Annotated in this window: 15 protein-coding genes; 6 read left to right on the top strand and 9 right to left on the bottom strand. The window is 62.4% G+C overall.

Annotated features, from left to right (window positions below; all coding sequences use genetic code 11):
- Nucleotides 1–102: 102 nt before the first annotated feature.
- Together speA and EC919_RS12710 are read left to right on the top strand one after the other, a co-directional pair.
- Nucleotides 103–2,016, top strand: coding sequence for an arginine decarboxylase (speA, locus tag EC919_RS12715; RefSeq protein WP_133774395.1), 1,914 nt, complete (start codon nt 103–105; stop codon nt 2,014–2,016).
- Nucleotides 2,017–2,106: 90 nt separating this feature from the next.
- The gene (locus tag EC919_RS12710) at nt 2,107–3,000 is read left to right on the top strand and encodes an alpha/beta hydrolase (protein WP_133774393.1); all 894 of its coding nucleotides are present in this window, start codon (nt 2,107–2,109) and stop codon (nt 2,998–3,000) included.
- On the opposite strand, the gene EC919_RS12705 is transcribed toward EC919_RS12710, so the two are convergent.
- Nucleotides 2,990–4,330 (bottom strand): MATE family efflux transporter, encoded by a 1,341-nt coding sequence (locus EC919_RS12705; RefSeq protein ID WP_133774391.1) that lies wholly within the window; start codon nt 4,328–4,330, stop codon nt 2,990–2,992. The genes EC919_RS12710 and EC919_RS12705 overlap by 11 nt on opposite strands.
- Nucleotides 4,331–4,967: 637 nt before the next feature.
- Between EC919_RS12705 and EC919_RS12700 the strand changes: the two genes are divergently transcribed.
- Nucleotides 4,968–9,893, top strand: coding sequence for an alpha-2-macroglobulin family protein (locus EC919_RS12700; protein WP_133774389.1), 4,926 nt, complete (start codon nt 4,968–4,970; stop codon nt 9,891–9,893).
- 161 nt (nt 9,894–10,054) lie between these two features.
- Here EC919_RS12700 and EC919_RS12695 read toward each other — a convergent pair whose 3' ends face one another.
- Nucleotides 10,055–10,348 (bottom strand): hypothetical protein, encoded by a 294-nt coding sequence (locus tag EC919_RS12695; protein WP_122535324.1) that lies wholly within the window; start codon nt 10,346–10,348, stop codon nt 10,055–10,057.
- 152 nt (nt 10,349–10,500) lie between these two features.
- Here EC919_RS12695 and pbpC point away from each other — a divergent pair, with 152 nt between their 5' ends.
- Entirely contained in the window at nt 10,501–12,837 is a 2,337-nt protein-coding gene (gene pbpC / locus EC919_RS12690) for a peptidoglycan glycosyltransferase PbpC (RefSeq protein WP_133774387.1), read from the top strand.
- A 300-nt stretch (nt 12,838–13,137) separates the two neighbouring features.
- On the opposite strand, the gene EC919_RS12685 is transcribed toward pbpC, so the two are convergent.
- The 6 genes from EC919_RS12685 to EC919_RS12660 form a co-directional block, all read right to left on the bottom strand.
- The gene (locus tag EC919_RS12685; protein ID WP_133774385.1) at nt 13,138–13,704 is read right to left on the bottom strand and encodes a DUF4136 domain-containing protein; all 567 of its coding nucleotides are present in this window, start codon (nt 13,702–13,704) and stop codon (nt 13,138–13,140) included.
- A 43-nt stretch (nt 13,705–13,747) separates the two neighbouring features.
- Nucleotides 13,748–14,377, bottom strand: a complete 630-nt coding sequence (locus tag EC919_RS12680; protein WP_133774383.1) for a DUF4136 domain-containing protein — start codon at nt 14,375–14,377, stop codon at nt 13,748–13,750.
- A 46-nt stretch (nt 14,378–14,423) separates the two neighbouring features.
- Nucleotides 14,424–15,173, bottom strand: a complete 750-nt coding sequence (locus EC919_RS12675) for a methyltransferase domain-containing protein (RefSeq protein WP_133774381.1) — start codon at nt 15,171–15,173, stop codon at nt 14,424–14,426.
- Nucleotides 15,170–15,475, bottom strand: a complete 306-nt coding sequence (locus tag EC919_RS12670; protein ID WP_108118998.1) for a MazG-like family protein — start codon at nt 15,473–15,475, stop codon at nt 15,170–15,172. Before EC919_RS12670 ends, EC919_RS12675 begins: the two co-directional genes overlap by 4 nt.
- A 228-nt stretch (nt 15,476–15,703) precedes the next feature.
- Nucleotides 15,704–16,561 (bottom strand): MaoC family dehydratase, encoded by an 858-nt coding sequence (locus EC919_RS12665; protein ID WP_133774379.1) that lies wholly within the window; start codon nt 16,559–16,561, stop codon nt 15,704–15,706.
- Between the two features lie 91 nt (nt 16,562–16,652).
- Nucleotides 16,653–18,020, bottom strand: a complete 1,368-nt coding sequence (locus EC919_RS12660) for a 3-oxoacyl-ACP reductase (RefSeq protein ID WP_133774377.1) — start codon at nt 18,018–18,020, stop codon at nt 16,653–16,655.
- Nucleotides 18,021–18,137: 117 nt separating this feature from the next.
- Here EC919_RS12660 and EC919_RS12655 point away from each other — a divergent pair, with 117 nt between their 5' ends.
- A complete protein-coding gene (locus tag EC919_RS12655) occupies nt 18,138–19,415 on the top strand; it encodes an acetyl-CoA C-acetyltransferase (protein WP_133774375.1) in 1,278 nt (425 codons plus the stop codon).
- Nucleotides 19,416–19,456: 41 nt separating this feature from the next.
- Complete coding sequence (locus EC919_RS12650) at nt 19,457–19,687, top strand: hypothetical protein (RefSeq protein ID WP_133774373.1); 231 nt, start codon at nt 19,457–19,459, stop codon at nt 19,685–19,687.
- 30 nt (nt 19,688–19,717) lie between these two features.
- On the opposite strand, the gene EC919_RS12645 is transcribed toward EC919_RS12650, so the two are convergent.
- The gene (locus EC919_RS12645) at nt 19,718–20,446 is read right to left on the bottom strand and encodes a hypothetical protein (RefSeq protein WP_133774371.1); all 729 of its coding nucleotides are present in this window, start codon (nt 20,444–20,446) and stop codon (nt 19,718–19,720) included.
- Nucleotides 20,447–20,536 lie beyond the last annotated feature (90 nt).

Raw genomic sequence — 20,536 nt, 5'->3', positions numbered from 1 at the left:
TATTACCCCACAGCGAGCAGGCGCCAAACCGTCATTTCCACGCTCTACACTGCGCCCAGCCGGTCAGGCCGGGGCTTTATGACTTTTCTATAGGGGACTTTGATGTCCGTACGACGCACACGCAAAGACGATGGCAGCCAATGGACCGTGGCAGACAGCCGCAGTGTCTACGGGATTCGTCATTGGGGGGCCGGTTATTTCGCAATCAATGAAGCCGGCCGCGTTGAAGTTCGCCCCAACGGGCCGACCAGCTCGCCCATCGATCTTTACGAGCAGGTCGATCAGTTGCGCAAGAGCGGCTTGTCCCTGCCATTGCTGGTGCGTTTCCCTGACATTCTGCAGGACCGCGTGCGTCAACTGACCGGTGCGTTCGACGAGAACATCGCCCGCCTGGAATACCAGAGCAAATACACTGCGCTGTACCCGATCAAGGTCAACCAGCAGGAAGCGGTGGTGGAAAACATCATCGCCACGCAAGACGTTTCCATTGGTCTCGAGGCCGGCTCCAAGCCTGAGCTGATGGCCGTGCTGGCCCTGGCGCCGAAGGGCGGCACCATCGTCTGCAACGGCTACAAAGACCGCGAGTTCATTCGCCTGGCCTTGATGGGGCAGAAGCTGGGCCACAACGTCTTTATCGTCATCGAGAAAGAATCCGAAGTCGAACTGGTCATCGAAGAAGCCGCCGAGCTGAAAGTCGCGCCGCAAGTGGGTCTGCGTGTGCGTCTGTCGTCCCTGGCTTCCAGCAAGTGGGCCGACACCGGTGGCGAGAAGTCCAAGTTCGGGCTGTCCGCCGCGCAGTTGCTGTCGGTCGTCGAGCGCTTCACCAAGGCAGGCCTTGATCAGGGCATTCGTCTGCTGCACTTCCACATGGGCTCGCAGATCGCCAACCTGGCCGACTACCAACACGGTTTCAAGGAAGCGATTCGTTACTACGGTGAGCTGCGCAACCTCGGCCTGCCGGTGGACCACATCGATGTGGGCGGCGGTCTGGGCGTGGACTACGACGGCACGCATTCGCGCAACGCCAGTTCGATCAACTACGACATGGACGATTACGCCGGTGTTGTGGTCGGGATGCTCAAGGAGTTCTGCGACGCGCAGGGTCTGCCGCATCCGCATATCTTCTCGGAAAGCGGCCGCTCGCTGACCGCGCACCACGCCATGCTGGTGATCCAGGTGACGGACGTCGAACGTCACAACGACGAAGTGCCGGAAATCACCGACAAGGAAAACCTGCCGGAAACCCTGCAGTGGCTGATCGACCTGCTCGGCCCGACCGATATCGAGATGGTCACCGAGACCTACTGGCGCGCCACGCACTACATGAGCGACATTGCTTCCCAGTATTCCGACGGCAAGATCACCCTGGCGCAGAAAGCCCTGGGTGAGCAGTGCTACTTCGCCGTCTGCCGTCGTTTGCACAACTCGCTCAAGGCCCGTCAGCGTTCCCATCGTCAGGTGCTCGACGAACTCAACGACAAGCTGGCCGACAAGTACATCTGCAACTTCTCGGTGTTCCAGAGCCTGCCGGACACCTGGGCGATCGATCAGGTGTTGCCGATCATTCCACTGCATCGCCTGGATGAAGAGCCGCTGCGTCGTGCCGTGCTGCAAGACCTGACCTGCGACTCCGACGGCAAGATCAATCAGTACGTCGACGAGCAGAGCATCGAGACCAGCCTGCCGGTTCACTCGTTGAATGAGGGTGAGGATTACTTGCTGGGCGTGTTCCTGGTCGGCGCGTATCAGGAAATTCTGGGCGATATGCACAACCTGTTTGGTGACACCGATTCGGTGAACATCTACCAGAATCAGGATGGCAGTGCGTATTCGGCCGGGATCGAAACCCACGACACCATCGAAGACATGCTGCGTTACGTGCACTTGTCGCCGGAAGAACTGATGACCCATTACCGGGACAAGGTGGCCAGCGCCAAGATCACCCCGCGTGAGCGCACTCAGTTCCTGGATGCGTTGCGTCTGGGCCTGACGCGGTCTTCCTACCTGTCGTCGTGATGATGTAGTGACTCTCGAAAACGGGCCCTTGTGGCCCGTTTTCGTTGGCTGCACAGTAAGGCGTCCTTCACTGTTTCGGGAGCATGAACGATGATCAAGCTGGCGCTCAAAGCTGTGCTCACCGCCTGGCTGATGACCTTGTTAATGGCCTGCTCGCCGTTGAAGGTGCTTGACGCCTTTACACCGGGCAGCACGTTCAGCAGAACGTCCGACCTGGCATACGGCCCGGACCCGCGCAACAAACTCGATATCTACACGCCCAAAGATGCAGCGCCGGACGCGCCGGTCGTGGTGTTCTTCTATGGTGGCAGCTGGACCAGCGGATCGCGGGGTGACTACGCTTTCGTCGGTGAGGCGCTCGCGTCTCGGGGCATTGTTGCCGTGCTCGCCGATTACCGGTTGTACCCGCAAGTGCATTACCAGGAACTGCTGCGGGATAGCGCCCAGGCGGTGGGCTGGACCCGCGCGCACATTCGTCAGTTCGGCGGTGATCCGGCGAAGTTGTATGTGATGGGCCACAGTGCCGGGGCCTACAACGCGGCGATGCTGGCCCTGGATCCGCAATGGCTGGCGGCGGCGGGCACGACGCCTTCCATCATCAAGGGCTGGATCGGTCTGGCCGGGCCCTATGATTTTCTGCCCATTGAAGACGCGGAGGTGAAGCCGGTGTTTTACTTCCCGAATTCGCCACCCGACTCGCAGCCGATCAACCATGTCAGCGCAGCGTCTCCGCCGGCGCTGCTGCTCGCTTCCACCGACGATACGGAGGTCAACCCGCAACGCAACACGGGGGGCATGGCCAGTCAGTTGCGCGCTCAGGGCGTGTCAGTGCGCGAGGTGTATTTCTCTCGCACCAGCCACCGTACGCTGGTAGGTGCATTGGCCAGGCCGTTACGCAGCCTGGCGCCGGTGCTGGAGGAGGTCGCAGCGTTTATCCACGCTCAGGATCAGGCGCAGGTGTCGAGCGCCTCGGTCAGCCGTTGAACCAGCCGCCGCTGCGATTCAAGCGTCTGGCCAGATACCCCAGCGTCAGCGCCCTCAATGCCATGAACAGCAAGAACACCAGCCACAGCCCGTGGTTGCCGAACCCGCTTGCCAGCCAGGCGAACGGTGCGGTGATCAAGGCCGTGACGATCATCGCGTTGCGCATCTCGCGGGCGCGGGTGGCGCCGATGAACAGGCCGTCGAGCAAATAGCTCCAGACCGCGACAAAGGGCAGCACGGCGAGATAGGGCAGATAGACGAAAGCAATGTCGCGCACTGCTGGGATGTCTGTCTGCATCTCGATGAACAGGTGCCCGCCCAGCAGAAACAGCCCTACGAACGCGACGCTACAGATCAGTGACCAGCCTCCGGAGACATTTAACGAGCGTCGCAACGCCTCGCGATCCCGTGCGCCGATGGCGTGTCCGCAGAGGGCTTCAACGGCGTGAGCCAGTCCGTCCAGCGCGTGGGCCATCAGCAACAGCCCGTTGAGCAGCAGCGCATTGGCGGCCACGGTCGCATCGCCCAGTCGAGCGCCTTGCACGGTGATCAGGAAGAACACCGATTGGAGGATCAGGCTGCGAATGAAGATATCGCGATTGACCGTGAGCAGCGGGCGCCAGCTCTGCCAGCGCTTGAGCGCGGACACTGCCAGCTGTCCCGGATACGCGCGCAGACCTTTGTGGGTGAGGGCGAGGCCGAGGAGGGCGCCGGTCCATTCGGCGATGACCGACGCACGCGCGCTGCCGACCACGCCCCAGTCCAGCCCCATAACGAACCACAGATTCAGCGCGATGTTGACCAGGTTAGTGGTCAGCAAAATGGCCAGCGGCGCCCGGGCGTTTTGCAGACCGAGGAACCAGCCCACCAGCGCATAGCTCGCCAACGCCGCGGGCAAACCGAACAAGCGGGTGTGGAAGAAGTCGCGGGTCAGCTCGTTGAGATCGTCCGAGGGCTGCATCATTTCCAGCGCCAGGTGTTGGAACGGCAAGCCGATCAGTCCCAGCAGCACAGAGAACCCCATCGCCAGCAGCAAGCCCTGCAACAGCACCTGACGAAGCGCCGCGCCGTCATTGCGCCCGGCGGCCTGGGCGGCAAACCCCGTCGTGCCCATGCGCAGGAAACCCATGGCCCAGGCGAGAAAGCTGTACAGCGTGCCGCCGACCGCGACAGCGCCCAGTTGGTGAGCGTGGGGCAGATGGCCGATCACCGTGCTGTCGACCAGCGAAACCAGCGGCACGGAGATATTCGACAGGATCATCGGTGCGGCCAGCGCCCACACCTGCCGATGGGTCGCGCGCTGACGCCAGTCGTTGAAGAAGTTGGACATGAAGGCTCCCGGGCAAGCGCGCGAGTGTAGCGATGACGACGCGTGGATGCAGGACTTCTGTCGTCCGTTGTGCTGTTACTGCGCGACCACTGGACGAAGCATCGCCTACGGACTTCGTGCCCGACCAGTATCCATCGCCCGCCGCAAAACCACTGTAGGAGCGACCGGGGTGGCGCTCCACCTTGCCCACGAAGGCGCCAGAACATCCGACGCATCTTCATCTGCAGTGAAGACGCCTTCGCGGGCAAGCGCGCTCCTACAGTTGATCGAGGCAGACCGAAGATGCGCGTTGGATGCAGTATCTGAGGGTGAGCTTGCGCACGAAGAGGCGACCGGGATCCATCGCCCACCGCAAAACCACTGTAGGAGCGCGCTTGCCCGCGAAAGCGCCAGTACATCCGCCGCATCTCTATCTGTTGTGAAAATGCCTTCGCGGGCAAGGTGGAGCGTCACCCCGGTCGCTCCTACAGTTGATCGTGGCAGACAGACGAAGCGCGTTGGCTGCAGCCACCGTTGCGTTTGCCCCCTTGAGAACAAACGCACAAACCCACGGTCTATCTGCGCGCCGCGCTTTACGATTGCAAAAGCGGTGCTATAACTTCTGCTCCCTCATCGCTGTCGTCCAAATGAGTGCCTCATGCTAAACAAAGGATTGTTCCTGGCCTGCGCGCTGGTGCTACTCAGTGCCTGCGATTCCTCTTCGTCCGACAAGCCCGCGCCTGTCCCCGCCCCACCTGCTGCGGCAGTTGCGCAGCCGGGCCCCGCCGATGCCAAGCCCAAGCCTGCGGTGGACATTCCCGCGCTGAGCAAGCGCTACGCCGGCCGCGAGTTGACGGTGGTGGACGTTTCCGAAGTTCAGCTCGATGGCGCCAGCACGCTGTCGTTGAGCTTTTCGGTGCCGCTGAATCCCGATCAGAAATTCGCTGAAAAAGTGCACCTGGTCGACAGCAAGGACGGCAAGGTCGATGGCGCCTGGGAGCTGTCGGACAACCTCATGGAGCTGCGCCTGCGTCACCTTGAGCCCAAGCGCAAGCTGGTGCTGACCATCGATCCAGGCCTGGTGGCGGTGAACAACAACACCCTGGCGGCCGAGTACTCCGCGCGTCTTGAAACCTCTGATCTGCAAGCGACTGTGGGCTTTGCCAGTCGCGGCAGTCTGCTGCCGACGCGGCTCGCTGAGGGCTTGCCGGTGATCGCGCTGAACGTCGACAAAGTGGACGTCGAATTCTTCCGCATCAAGCCCGAGTCACTGCCTGCGTTTCTTGGCTCGTGGGAAGGCTCGTCCAGCCTTGAGAGTTACCAGTCCAAAGAACTGCTGCCCCTGGCTGATCTGGTCTACAGCGGCCGTTTCGACCTGAACCCTGCGCGCAACACTCGCGAGACCGTGCTGCTGCCGATCTCCGGCCTCAAACCGCTGCAACAGCCGGGCGTTTATCTCGCCGTGATGCGCGCCTCCGGGACCTACAACTACACCCAGCCCGCCACGCTGTTCACCCTCAGCGACATTGGTTTGTCTGCGCACCGTTACGCCAATCGGCTGGACGTCTTCACCCAGGCACTGGAAGGCGGCAAAGCCCTGAGCGGCGTCGACGTCGAGCTGTATGACGAGAAGGGTCGCGTGATCGGTAAGGGCAAGACCGACAACGCCGGCCACGCCGAGCTGCCATTGCCGGCCAAGGCCCAAGTGTTGCTGGCCCATCAAGGCGAGCAGACCAGCATGCTGCGTCTGAACAGCGCCGCTTTGGATCTGGCCGAGTTCGACATCACAGGCCCCAAGGCGCACCCGCTGCAATTCTTCATCTTCGGCCCGCGCGATCTCTACCGCCCGGGTGAAGTGGTGCTACTCAATGGCTTGCTGCGTGACAGCGACGGCAAGAGCGTGAAGCCACAGCCGATCACCGTGGAAGTGCGTCGCCCGGATGAGCAGGTCAGTCGCAAGTTCGTGTGGGACGCTGATGCCACCGGGCTGTACCAATATCAATTGCAGCTGTCGGATGAGGCGCCGACGGGTCGCTGGCAATTGGTGTTTGATCTGGGTGACGGCAAGCCGCAATTGTATGAATTCCAGGTCGAAGACTTCCTGCCAGAGCGCATGGCGCTGGAGCTCAAGGGCAGCGACACCCCGCTGGCACCTGATGCGCCGTTCGACGTAGCGATTACCGGTCGATACCTCTACGGCGCGCCGGCGTCGGGCAATCGCCTGAACGGTCAGCTCTATGTGCGTCCGCTGCGTGAAGCCGTGCCCGGGCTGCCGGGTTATCAGTTTGGTTCGGTGACCGAGGAAGACCTCAAGCAAGACCTGGAAATCGAAGACAGCACGCTGGATGCCAACGGCAAGCTCGACCTGAGCATCGACAGCCAATGGGCCAAGGCCCGTTCGCCGCTGGAGCTGGTGTTGCAGGCCAGTTTGCAGGAGTCCGGCGGACGGCCGATCACGCGGCGTCTGACCCAGCCGGTCTGGCCCGCTGACGCAATGCCGGGCCTGCGCGGTTTGTACGACGGCGAAGCCACTGACGGCGACGGCCCTGTCGAATTCGAAGTACTGATGGCTGACGCCCAGGGCCACAAACTGGCCGCCGACAACCTCAAGGTGCGGCTGGTCCGCGAGCGCCGCGATTACTACTGGAACTACTCCGACAGCGATGGCTGGAGCTATCACTTCAACGAGAAGTTTCTCAACCTGTCCGAAGACACCCTCAGCGTGAAGAAGGACTCGACGGCGAAAATCAGCTTCCCGGTCGAGTGGGGCCCGTATCGCGTCGAAGTCGAGGATCCGGCCACCGGTCTGATCAGCAGCGTGCGTTTCTGGGCCGGTTATCGCTGGCAGGACAATGCCGAAGGCGGCGCCGTGCGTCCCGATCAGGTCAAGCTGGCGCTGGACAAACCGGCCTATGCCGATGGCGACACCGCAAAAGTGACGGTCACGCCACCCTCGGCGGGCAAGGGCTATCTGTTGGTAGAGTCCAGCGAAGGGCCGCTGTGGTGGCAAGAGATCGATGTGCCCGCAGAAGGCAAAACCTACGACATCCCGATGGACAAGAAATGGGCGCGGCATGACCTCTATGTCAGCGCGCTGGTGATTCGTCCAGGTGAGCGCAAAGCCAACGTCACGCCGAAACGTGCCGTGGGCGTGTTGCACCTGCCGCTGGACCGCTCGCAGCGCAAGCTGGCGCTGACCGTCACAGCACCCGAAAAGATGCGGCCCAAGCAGCCGCTCAAGCTGAAGGTCAACGCGAAGAACGCCGACGGTACGATCCCGAAAAGTGTGCATGTGCTGGTCGCTGCGGTGGACGTGGGCATTCTCAACATCACCGAATACGCCACGCCGGATCCGTTCGCGGCGATGTTCGGGCGCAAGGAATACGGCGCCGACCAACTGGACATCTACGGGCAGTTGATCGAGGCCGGGCGTAATCGTCTCGCCAGCCTGGCCTTCGGCGGCGACGCGGCCCTGGCCAAAGGCGGCAAGCGACCGGAAACCAGCGTCACCATCGTCGCCCTGCAAAGCGCACCGGTGACCCTGAACGAGCAGGGCGACGCGGAAGTCAGCGTCGACATCCCGGATTTCAACGGTGAGCTGCGGATCATGGCGCAAGCCTGGACTGACGAGCGCTACGGCATGGCCGAAGCCAAAACCGTGGTGGCGGCGCCGTTGATCGCTGAGTTATCGGCACCGCGTTTCCTGGCAGGCGGCGACCAGACCAAGGTGGCGCTGGACCTGTCGAACCTGTCTGGCAAAGCGCAAAAGCTCAACGTGCAAGTCGTGGCTGAAGGGCAGTTGAGTCTGACTGAAGGCGACGGCGCCAAAGCCGTCAGCCTGAATCAGGGGCAACGCACCACGCTGCAGATTCCGGTCAAGGCGCTGGGCGGTTTCGGTCAGGGCGTTATTCGGGTGACGGTCAACGGTCTGGACCTGCCGGGCGAGAACCTGCCGGCTTTCAGTCGCGAGTGGACCATCGGCGTGCGCCCTGCGTACCCGGCGATGCTCAAGCAATACCGCGCGGTGCTCAAGGATCAGGCATGGAGCCTGCCGGACGGCGCCCTTGAGGCCTTCGAGCCAGCGGGGCGCGAGGCGTTGCTGTCGGTGTCGAGCCGTCCGCCGCTGAACCTTGGCGAACAGATCCGCGCGTTGAAAGCCTATCCCTACGGTTGCCTGGAGCAGACCACCAGCGGTTTGTACCCGTCGCTCTACGCCGACGCCGCAACGCTCAAGCGTCTGGGCCTGCAAGGCGAATCCGATGCCGACCGCAAGCGCAAGATCGAACTGGGCATCGAGCGACTGATCGGTATGCAGCGCTACAACGGCAGCTTCGGCCTGTGGGCGGCGGACGGCGAGGAGGAATACTGGCTGACTGCCTACGTCACTGACTTCCTGCTGCGTGCTCGCGATCAAGGCTTCGCGGTACCGCCGGATGCGCTGAAAAAGGCCAACGAGCGATTGTTGCGTTACTTGCAGGAGCGCAATCAGATCGAGGTCAATTACAGCGAAAACGCCGACCACACCCGCTTCGCCGTGCAGGCCTACGCCGGTCTGGTGTTGTCACGCAGTCAGCAGGCACCGTTGGGTGCGCTGCGCAGTCTGTTTGACCGCCGCAGCGATGCGCGGTCAGGTCTGCCGCTGGTGCAGCTGTCCATCGCCCTTGAGAAAATGGGCGACAAACCCCGCGCCGATCAGGCCTTGCTCGCAGGGCTGGCAGCCGGTCGCAAGGCCAACGACTGGCTCGCCGATTACGGCAGCCCGTTGCGTGATCAGGCGTTGATTCTGTCGCTGCTGGAGGAGAACAAACTGGCGCCGGAAAAGGTCGAGGAGCGGCTGTTTGCGCTGTCCGACCAGGTCGTGGCGAACCGCTATCTGTCGACCCAGGAACGCAATTCGCTGTTCCTCGCCGGTCGCGATCTGCTCGGCAAACCTGAAGCGAAATGGGCGGCGACGCTGACCAGCGGCAGCAACAATCGCGAGCTGAGCAACGATCAGCCGGGCGTCAAACTCGACAGTTCAGTGCTGGCCGCGCCGTTGACCGTGCAGAACACCGGTGGCGACACGCTGTATCAGCAGATGACGATTTCCGGGTATCCGTCGCAGCCGCCTGCGGCCGGTGGCGAGAACCTGTCCATAAGCCGTGATTATCTGGGCATGGACGGCGCGGCACTGAACCTCAATGGCTTGAAGAGCGGCGAACTGGTCCTGGTGCATCTTGAGATCAAGGCCAAGGAGCGTGTGCCGGATGCGTTGGTGGTGGACCTGCTGCCGGCCGGTCTGGAGATCGAAAACCAGAATCTGGCGCAGAGCTCGGCCAGTCTGGAGGACGCCAGCGAGTCCGTGAAGCAGTGGCGTGAATCGATGGAGAACGCCGGCGTGAAGCATCAGGAATTCCGCGGCGATCGCTATGTGGCTGCGGTGGATCTGGAGGGCTTCAACACGGTGCACCTGCTGTATCTGGCGCGGGCTGTGACGCCGGGCGTGTACCGCGTGCCGCCGCCCCAAGTGGAGTCGATGTATCGGCCGAACTGGCAGGCCTTGGGCGAAGCGCCGGCGCAGTTGGTGGTGAAAGGCAAGAAGTAGGGGACAGGTGATTCGCTCTTGGGCCTGATTGCTCCCACGCTCTGCGTGGTAGCACCTCGGTCGACGCTCTGCGTCAGATGACGCGGAGCGTCTTGGGCTGCATTCCCACGCGGAGCGTGGGAACGATCAACACAGTGGATGGCGTCTGCCTTGCACGGCAATCAATGAATAATCCAGCTCAACAGCCACAACCCCAGGAACAGCCAGATGATCCCCATGATGATCGAGGCGCGCATGAAAGCGCGGATCGCTGAATACAGCAGCATCAGCCCGACGACCAGGGCCACGATGCTGACGATTGAAGTGTCCATGCCCAGCGTACGCGACAGGCCGTCAACGAAATTACCGCCCGCGTGAGTGAACATGTTGAACAACCAGCTTAAGCCGTCGACGACGAAGCGGATCACGGCGCCAATCACTTGGCCGAGCCATTCGAAAACGCTTTCTACCTGCATATCTGCTTCCTGATGAGGGGCGTGGACCAAAAACGGCGTTGCTCGCTTTGGCTGTCGATTGTCCGGGCGAGTTCCCTGTCGGGTAAAGGCTTTCTGTGAAGATCACACGATTATCGCTGCCCATGAGGGTGTGGGACCGAGCCTGTTCGCGAATGGGGCGACGCGGTGCCCGCGCTGTCGCCTCGCTCATCGGCAGCCTGCTTATCGTGTGCCTGCTGCTCTGGCTCGCCGACCGGATCTGGCCGCTGCCCTTGCCCAAGGACGATCTGGCGCGCGTCGTGCTCGCTGAAGACGGCACGCCGTTGTGGCGATTCGCCGATGCCAATGGCGTCTGGCGCTACCCGGTGACAGTCGAACAGGTGTCGCCCTATTACCTCGAAGCCCTGTTGACCTACGAAGATCGCTGGTTCTATCAGCATCCCGGCGTGAACCCCATGGCGCTGGCGCGCGCGGCCTGGCAAAACCTTGCTGGCGGCCATGTCGTTTCCGGCGGCAGCACGCTGTCGATGCAGGTGGCCCGCTTGCTCGATCCACACTCGCGCACGCTCGCGGGCAAGCTTCGACAGCTGTGGCGGACCGCGCAGCTCGAATGGCACCTGTCCAAGCAGGACATTCTGGTGCTGTACCTGAACCGCGCGCCGTTTGGCGGCACATTACAGGGCGTCGCCGCCGCCAGTTGGGCTTACCTGGGCAAGTCCCCGCAGCAACTGACCCGTGCCGACGCGGCGCTGTTGGCCGTGCTGCCCCAGGCGCCGAGTCGTCTGCGTCCGGATCGCCATGCGCAGCGTGCTCAGGCCGCGCGGGACAAGGTGTTACGGCGTCTGGCCGAGTTTGGCGCCTGGCCGCAGGGTGCGGTTGACGAAGCGCTGGAAGAGCCGCTGCTGCTTGCGCCCCGTCAGGAGCCCAGCCTGGCGCCCTTGCTGGCCCGGCGCCTGAATCGGCCGAACAGCCCGCCGCTGATCCGCACCACGCTGGACGCCGGGCTGCAGCGTCGTCTCGAAGACCTGCTGCTGGGCTGGCGCGCGCGTCTGCCCGAGCGCACGTCCGCCGCGATTCTGGTGGTGGAAGCGCAGAACATGGCCGTGCGCGCCTACGTCGGCTCGGTGGACATCGGCGACGCCAAACGTTTTGGTCACGTCGACATGGTCAGCGCGCTGCGTTCGCCGGGCTCGACCCTCAAACCCTTTCTCTACGGCAAGGCCATCGACGCCGGATTGATCCATTCCGAGTCGTTGCTGCAGGACGTGCCTCGGCGCTATGGCGACTATCGTCCCGGCAATTTCTCGTCGGGTTTCAACGGTGCCGTGGCGGCGAGCTCGGCGCTGTCGATGTCGCTGAATCTGCCAGCGGTACAACTGCTGGAAGCCTACGGACCCAAGCGTTTCGCGGCGGAATTGCGAAATGGCGGCGTGCCGCTGACCTTGCCGCCCCTGGCCGAGCCCAATCTGGCCTTGATCCTGGGTGGTGCCGGCAGTCGGCTGGAAGACCTGGTTGGCGGCTACAGCGCCTTCGCGCGGGGCGGGCGCAGTGCGGATATTCGCTTGCAGCCCGATGATCGCCTGCGTGACCGGCCGATGATGTCACCGGGGGCGGCGTGGATCATCCGGCGCATTCTCAGCGGCCAGTCGCGGCCTGATCTCGATCCTCACGCTGAACTCGTGCAGCGGCCGCAACTGGCCTGGAAAACCGGCACCAGTTATGGCTTTCGTGATGCCTGGTCGATTGGCGTGGGGCCGAGGTTTCTGATTGGCGTGTGGATCGGCCGGCCGGATGGCACGCCGGTGCCCGGGCAGTTCGGGCTGGCCTCGGCAGCGCCGTTGATGCTGCAGGTTCACGACCTGCTGGTGAACCGCGATGCCCAGCGCAACATCCTGCCGCCCGTGTTGCCGGTGCCGCTCAACGTCGGCGTTGCGGCGATTTGCTGGCCGCTGGGCCAGCCGATGAGCAAAAGCGACCCGAACTGCCGGCGCCAACGTTTCGCCTGGACCCTCGACGGCACGACCCCGCCGACCTTGCAGGCCACCGATCAGCCGCTGGGGTTGGGGCTTGTGGAAAAAGTCTGGCTGAACGAAAAAGGCCTGCGCGTCGCGGCAAGTTGTCCACAGGCTCAGCCAAAAGACATCGCCCTCTGGCCGGCGCCGCTTGAGCCTTGGCTGCCGAAAAGCGAGCGGCGCGAGGCGCGTTTGCCGGACATCGACCCGTCATGCCCGCCCCAGGAGTTGAGCCTGGCGCCGCCATTGTCCGTGGTGGGCGTGCGTGAAGGCGATCAGTTGCGCTTGCCGGCCGGCAGTCAGCAACTGTTGCGGCTCACGCTGTCGGCATTGGGCGGAAGTGGCCGGCGCTGGTGGTTCATCGACGGCACACCGGTGGGCGACACCGCCAGTCAGGACAGCTACACCCACACCTTCACACGGCTAGGGCGCTATCAACTGAGCGTGCTGGATGAAAGCGGGCAGACCGCCCGGGTGGAATTCAGTGTGGTGGATTGAAACGCAGGGGCCGTGCGTGAAACCAATGGTCAGAGGTGCCGCCGATCCACCGTAGGAGCCGGCTTGCTGGCGAACCTGATGTGGCATTCACCGTTGTGGTGTCTGGACAAATGCGTTCGCCAGCAAGCCGGCTCCTACGGATTCGCGTCGATCACACATTGTGTGGACGAGATCAGGCCGTTGTAGGAACGCGCTTGCCCGCGATGACGTCCGCACAGTCAACATCGTGCGCGACTGACCCGCCGTATTCGCCAGCAAGCCGGCTCTTACGGATTCGGGGCGGCGGCCTGTCTGATCACCTCAATGGGGCGGATATTGCTGCAGGATTTTCTGCACGGTCTGGCGCAGCGCCTGCTCGCGGGCGGCCGGATCGGCGTTACCGTCGCTGACCATCTGCTCGGTGCTGCCACGCCAGACCAGTTTGCCGTCCTTGCCGTCGAGCATGTCGATCTGCAGCGTCGAGACTTTGTAATCGACGTTGCGCGTTTCGGTGCCGATCGGGCCGCCCCAATAGCCGCCCCACGGATTACCCCAGTAACCGCCACCGCCGTAGTTGGTGGTGACCGTCTGCTGGCGGTTTTCTACGATGAGCCATGCCTGCAGTTGCACGTCTGCTTTCACGCCGGGGGCCGCCATGCGCAGGCCGCGTTGCTCCAGTTGCTCCCCGACCGCCTGACGAATGCGCTGCTCGGTCAGGTCACTTTTGATGCGCGGATCGTTGGGCTGATATTGCAAACCAGGCTCCTTCCACGCCCATGACCGGTAGGCGCCGAAATCGCGCTGAGCGTCGAAGTCGCGGTTGACCCGATCGGTCTGGCAGGCGCCGAGCAGCAGGGCGACACAGAGGACAGCAATGCGGCGGTACATGGGATTTCTCCAGCGTGTAGACAAAACGCCAAGGGGCGCGAAATCAGGACGGCGGGTAAGCCGTCAGGGCTTGTTGTACGGCCTGGCGCAGGGCTTTGGCCCGTGTCGATTGATCGCCGCCGCTGGCGGTTTCGGCGCTGGCGCTCCAGACCGGCTGGCCGCTGCGGGCATCGAACAGACTGATGCGCACCACGACCACCTGTTCTTGATAGGTGCGCACGATCGGCACGCTGGCGTAGCCGCCGTAACCATTGCGATAGCCGTTACCACCGTAATAGCCCCCACCTGAACCGCCGTAGTACGGGTCGTAATAGTCATCGCGCACCTGACGAATCCGGGTCTCGGCATGGGCATCGGCGGCCACGCGCAGGTCCGCCGCCTGCGGGTTCTGCGAAGGCCGCAGACCGCGTTGATCCAGCCCGTTGCTGACGGCTTCGGCCAGTTGAGCCGAGTCGGCCCATAGGGTGCCCGGCGGCAGCTGGCCGTTGAGCCAGGCCCAGTTGCGATAGCGGCCGTAATCGCGCGGCGCCGCAGGGTAAGCGCTCATGTCGATGGCATTGGCGGCATGAGGCGGCGCCGGTGGAATGGCCGCGGACACGGCGCGATAAGGGTTGGGGCTCTGGCAGGCGGCGAGGCCCAGGCAGAGGGAAAGCAAAGCGAGACGGCGTTTCATGAGGGTCTCCGCAGCGTGCGTTAAGCAGCGAGTAAACCAGCGTCTGTTATAGGGGGCGGCACATCCAGTGCAAGTAGCGTCCCAGTCCGGCGAAGGCGGGGTGGCGACGATGGGCGAGCTCCATTTCCAGCAGGTCCGCAAGGTCGGCTCTGGCCTGAAACTCGACCGGCATGTAATCGTGAAAAACCCGAACGCCACTCTGGGTTTCGACTCGCCACAGGGTGCCAAGTTGCGCCGCCAATTCGCGCGGATCAAGAGGCTCCTGCGGGGTCAGGCTCTGTTTTTCGCCGGCGAGGGTGTTCTTGCGCATTTTGCGGAAGTGGCCCTTGAGCAAGTTGCGGTAGATTAGTGCGTCGCGGTTGTAGAACGCCAATGACAGCCAGCCGTCGGGGGCGGTCAACTGATGCAGGACCGGCAGAATCGTGAACGGCTCGTCCAGCCATTCCAGCACGGCATGGCAGATCACCAGATCGTAACGTTCGGTCAGAATGTCGGGCAGTGCTTGCCACGGCGCCTGAATGAAATTCGCGGTCTGCCCCGCGTCGGTAAAGCGCTGACGGGCGCCTTCGAGCATGGGGGCGGCGGGTTCGGCCAGCGTCACATCGTGCCCGCGCTCGGCCAGCCACAACGACATATGCCCAAGCCCGGCGCCGATGTCCAGGACGCGCAACGGACGGTCGGGCAGGCTTTCGATGAGGTCAGCTTGTAGCACCGCCAACCGGATCGCCCCCTTGGCGCCGCCGTAGATTTTTTCAGCGAAGCGCGTCGCCAACTGATCGAAATGGCGATCGCTCATTGGCTGAACCGCCGTTCGCCGTCCGCCAGTTTCGCGCGCACCACTTCATCCATGTCCAGGCCCAACTCGCTGCACAACAACAGCAGATAAAGCACGATGTCCCCGACTTCCTGTCCGGCGTGGGCCAGTTCATCAGCCGGCAGCTGACGCGACTGATCCTCGGTCTTCCACTGGAAGATCTCCACCAGCTCGGCCATTTCCACACTGGCGGCCATGGCCAGGTTTTTCGGGCTGTGAAATTGCCGCCAGTCGTTGTTATCGCGAATGCGATGCAGGCGTTGAGTGAGTTCGTCGAGGTTCATGGGGGTCTCCTGAAGGTGCGTAGCTTCAGGGGGATAGGCGATTGACGCAAGAGGGTGCGATGCGCAGTCGCCGAACTCGGTGGTACGCAGTGTAGGAGCGTGGCTTGTCCCGCGATCGGCTGCGCAGCGGTCGCAAAACAGGCGAATGGATTCTGCCTGACACCACGCGACCGGCAGATTTGCTGCCGCTTCGCGCCAGATCGCGGGACAAGCCACGCTCCCACAGAGTTACTCCGTGGCAGGCCGCCAGCTCCCCAGCATATGCACGATCCCTTCCGCGCCTTCCAGCTTGAACTGCCCATGCGACCCTGCCGCGCTGGCCGACAACGTCACCCCGCTGGGCAGCCGCACCGGCTTGTGAAACTCCACCGAAATCTCCACATTCGACGCTGGCAGATGATCTTCTAGCGCTGCCAAGGCGCGGCTTTTTATCCACAGCCCGTGGGCGATCGCCTTGGGGAAACCGAACAGTTTGGCGCTGCTGTCACTCAGGTGAATCGGGTTGTAATCACCACTGACTTTCGCGTATTGGCGACCTATGTCCGACGGCGCCGACCAGGTTGCCAGCTCCGTCATCGGCAGCGGCGCCGGTTCGTAATCGCCTTCGCTCTCGCCGTCCACGTGGACGTCTCGGCACAGCATCGTGCTCTCTTCTTCCCACAGTAGGCCCAGGGCATCTTCGACCTGCGTGATCACGCTGAACGTCGCGCCCTTTGCATGGGCTTTGAGATGGCCAACATGCACGCTGACCTGCACCTTGATCACGCTGCCAAGGGGCCGACGAATGCTGATCCGGTTATGCAGGTGCACCAGCCCGAGGAGCGGGAAGGTTAAGTCCTTGTCGGTGAGCAGCTTCATCTGCAGCGGGAAGGCCAGCACATGGGGATAGGTCGGCGGCAGCAGACTGCCCGGCACGAAGCCGCACACATGGGCGAACGCTTTGACCTTGTCCGGATCCACTGACATCCAGCACCGCAGCCCTTGATCCGGCAACTGCGTGCCGCTGACCTTGCGCCGCAGCGCCGCCTGCATGAACAGGCCGGGCAGGGCCGGGGGCGTGTCCAGATACCGCCAGTGCGCACTCATCGAGCTTCTCCTGTGGTCATGCTGCCGATCAGCTCGCCCCGGATCGACAAGGCGGGCTATTCAAACCATCCATCCGTGACTCAACTCAGTCTCAGGCGCCGAGCACGCTCTGGCCGCACACCCGCAGCACCTGGCCGCTGATTGCGCCGGAGCCCGGTTGACCCAGCCAGGCCACCGATTCCGCCACGTCTTGCGGCTGGCCGCCCTGGCCCAATGAACTCATGCGTCGGCCGGCTTCGCGCAGGGCGAAGGGCATGTGCGCCGTCATGCTGGTTTCGATGAAGCCCGGTGCCACGGCATTAATATTGATGCCCCGCGCTTTGAGGGTCGGCGCCATCGCCCGTGCATAGCCGATCAGCCCGGCCTTGCTCGTGGTGTAGTTGGTTTGCCCGCGATTGCCCGCCAGCCCGCTGATCGACGCCAACAGAATCACGCTGCCGTTATCGCGCAGCGCGCCGCTGTCGATCAGCGCCTGGGTCAGCACCTGCGGCGCATTGAGGTTGACGTCGAGCACCGAGTCCCAGAAGTCCGCCGGCATATTGGCAAGCGTCTTGTCCCGGGTGATGCCGGCGTTGTGCACGACGATATCCAGGCCGCCGGGGAGGTGTTCGATCAACTGAGCGGCGGCGTCCGGTGCGCAGATGTCCAGGATCAGCGCCTGCCCACCAAGACGCGCCGCCAGCGCATCGAGATCGGATTTGGCCTGCGGCACATCCAGCAACACCACCTCTGCACCGTCGCGGGCGAGGGTTTCCGCGATGGCCGCGCCGATGCCCCGGGCGGCGCCGGTCACTAGCGCTTTACGTCCGGCCAGCGGACGGGTCCAGTCCTGAACCTGTTGCCCGCAGGCACTCAGACGAACGACCTGACCAGAGATGAATGCGCTCTTTGGCGACAGGAAGAAACGCAGTGCGCCTTCGAGCTGGTCTTCGGCGCCATCTTCGATCTGCAACAGCTGAACCGTGCCGCCGTTGCGCATTTCCTTGGCCAGGGAGCGGCTGAAACCTTCGATGGCCTGCTGCGTGCTGGCGGCCAATGGATCGGATTGAGCATCCGGCGCGCGGGCAAGAATGACGACGTGGGCGCTGTTGTCCAGATGACGGAGGATCGGCTGAAAAAACTCGCGCAACTGACTCAACTGGGAGGTGTGCAGCAGCGTGCTGGCGTCGAACACCACGGCTTTGATCTTCGCGCTCTGCTCAGCATTCCAGGGGTGGGCGCCGGTACTCTCGCCAGTCACTGCACCGCCAGCACTGAACAGCACGTCGGTCAGACGCGGCGCAAAGCTGCCCACGCGTTGGGCCAATGGCCCCGTGCTCAGCAACAGCGCTCCCTCCACCGGACGCAGACGCCCCGCCTGCCAGCGTTCCAGGCGCGCGGGCGCTGGCAAACCGACGGCGCCGACCAGCTTGCGGCCGAGGTCGGAGTTGACGAAGTCAATGTAGCGATCGGATGCCATGGAACACTCTCCTTGAGTCGGGGTTCAAATCAGTGGACCGCACGGGTGGGTAATAGGTCCTACGCTGTCAGGCAGCGATTCTCAATCGATAGACGCATTCAGGGCAGGGAGATTTCGATGATTCAGACTCGACGCGTGGCCATTGTCGGCGGCAATCGCATTCCGTTCGCGCGCTCCAATGGCGCGTATGCCACCGCCAGCAATCAGGACATGCTGACCGCTGCACTGGAGGGTCTGATCGAGCGCTTCAACCTGCATGGCCTGCGCATGGGAGAAGTTGCTGCAGGCGCCGTCCTCAAGCACTCCCGTGATTTCAACCTCACCCGTGAATGCGTGCTCGCCTCGCGGCTGTCGCCGCAGACGCCGGCCTATGACATTCAACAAGCCTGCGGCACCGGGCTTGAAGCGGCGCTGCTGGTGGCGAACAAGATCGCCCTCGGCCAGATCGAGTGCGGCATTGCCGGCGGCGTCGACACCACCTCCGACGCGCCCATCGGCGTCAACGAAGACCTGCGGCAGATCCTGTTGCAGGTCAATCGCAGCAAGACCACGGCCGACAAACTCAAGGCGCTGACGCAATTGCGCCTGCACAACCTCAAGCCGGAGCTGCCGCGCAATGGCGAACCGCGCACCGGATTGTCGATGGGCCAGCACTGCGAATTGATGGCGCAGACCTGGGGCATCCCCCGCGAGGCGCAGGACCAACTGACGCTGGAGAGCCATCAGAAAATGGCCGCTGCGTACGCGGAGGGCTGGCAGGACGATCTGCTCACGCCCTTTCTCGGGCTGACCCGCGACAACAACCTGCGCGCCGACGCTAGCCTGGAAAAGCTGGCCTCGCTCAAGCCCGCGTACGAGCGCAGCGCCAAAGGCACGCTGACAGCGGGCAACTCGACGCCACTGACTGACGGGGCGTCGCTGGTCTTACTCGCCAGTGAAGCCTGGGCGCGCGAGCGCGGTTTGCCGGTGCTCGCTTACTGGCGGGACGGCGAAGCGGCGGCAGTGGATTTCGTGCGCGGCCACGAAGGCCTGCTGATGGCGCCGGTTTATGCCGTACCGCGCCTGCTGGCGCGCAACGGTCTCACGCTGCAAGACTTCGACTACTACGAAATCCACGAAGCGTTCGCGGCGCAGGTGCTGTGCACGTTGAAGGCGTGGGAAGATCCTGAATATTGCAAAACGAGGTTGGGGTTGGACGCATCGTTGGGCTCCATTGACCGCAGTAAGCTCAATGTCAAAGGCAGCTCCCTGGCGGCGGGTCATCCCTTCGCCGCAACCGGCGGACGTATCGTCGCCAATCTCGCTAAATTGTTGAGCGTGTCGGGGCAGGGACGAGGGCTGATTTCGATATGCGCAGCGGGCGGGCAGGGGGTTACGGCGATACTTGAGCGTTGAGCACGTGAACAGCTCGCTGCAGATACTGTGAGGGGATCTTGATGTACGTATTTCTAAACAGCCACTGGATAAAACCAGTATTAAAGGAAGGCGTTTTGATCTGCCTTAATCCTTCTGAACCGGGAGTAGGGGGGCTGATGCCCCCCTTTTTTTACCGGCTTGGCGAGCTGGTGCAGCTGTCCGCCGCAAAACTTCCGCCCCGCTACTTCTTCAAACTTACCGATGTAACTGAGCTTGTTCGCGAAGCGGTGCAGTGGTACGTCGTCGTCTAAAAAATAATTTTCTGAAAAATTGTTGGGAGTTTACTCGAATGTGAAGTTGTCAATATATTCGTTTTTACCTAGTTCGCGAATTTTTGACAACTCCAGAAAGTAAATTGGAATGTCGCTATTAATAATCATTATTTCTTCGTCTAGCAAGCGCTCGCCTATAAGGGTGTGCCGCTCATCAAAGTATCTGATTTTAGCTCCATTGTCATGAGGCCATCGTGTGAATGTGACTCTCTTGGGGCTGTTTGGCGGCTTTATCTCAACAGTGCCGTACTCGAAAAACAAGTACTGATAAGTTGTAGGGCCATCATGGTCACCCAGGTCTCCAATTGTTGCGGCCCCGGATTTTAATCCAACGGATGTCCCCGTGTGGGGGTTTATAACGGGTTCGTTGGGTACAAAGTCTCTGCGTGGGAAGGTTTCAAAATCCTCATAGATTGGCACGATCGGTAGTGCATGCACAGTGTATTTGTCTGAGCGTACTACACCAGACGTAGCAGTAAAGCTATGCTCGCCGAGCGCAAGTGAAACCGTGCAACTGAATGAGCCGTCGGCCTGTATCGTCGCTGTGCCCACCACCTGATCTTCGGCATCAACAATCTTAACTTCGGCGGCTTGGGATGCTTGAAAAGTCATATTCAAATCCTTTTGTTGAGAGGTTGCAGTTGTCTTGTAGGTATAGGCCGCCGGGCGGATCGTGACAATTGCTGCTGATATTATTTGGCGATAACCGGTTGGTCCGCTATCGCGTTTGAGCTGCACCCATCTGCAATTCGTGATGGCTTGACTAAATGGTCGGCCAACCGGGCCTAACCCGCTATTGGTCGACAATCCCTATGTCCATAATGAAGT

Origin of the sequence: Pseudomonas graminis (assembly GCF_004364335.1) — a bacterium.
Lineage (GTDB): Bacteria > Pseudomonadota > Gammaproteobacteria > Pseudomonadales > Pseudomonadaceae > Aquipseudomonas > Aquipseudomonas graminis_D.
Note: the sequence above shows the minus strand (reverse complement) of the source record. Positions and strands in the feature narration are given on the sequence as shown.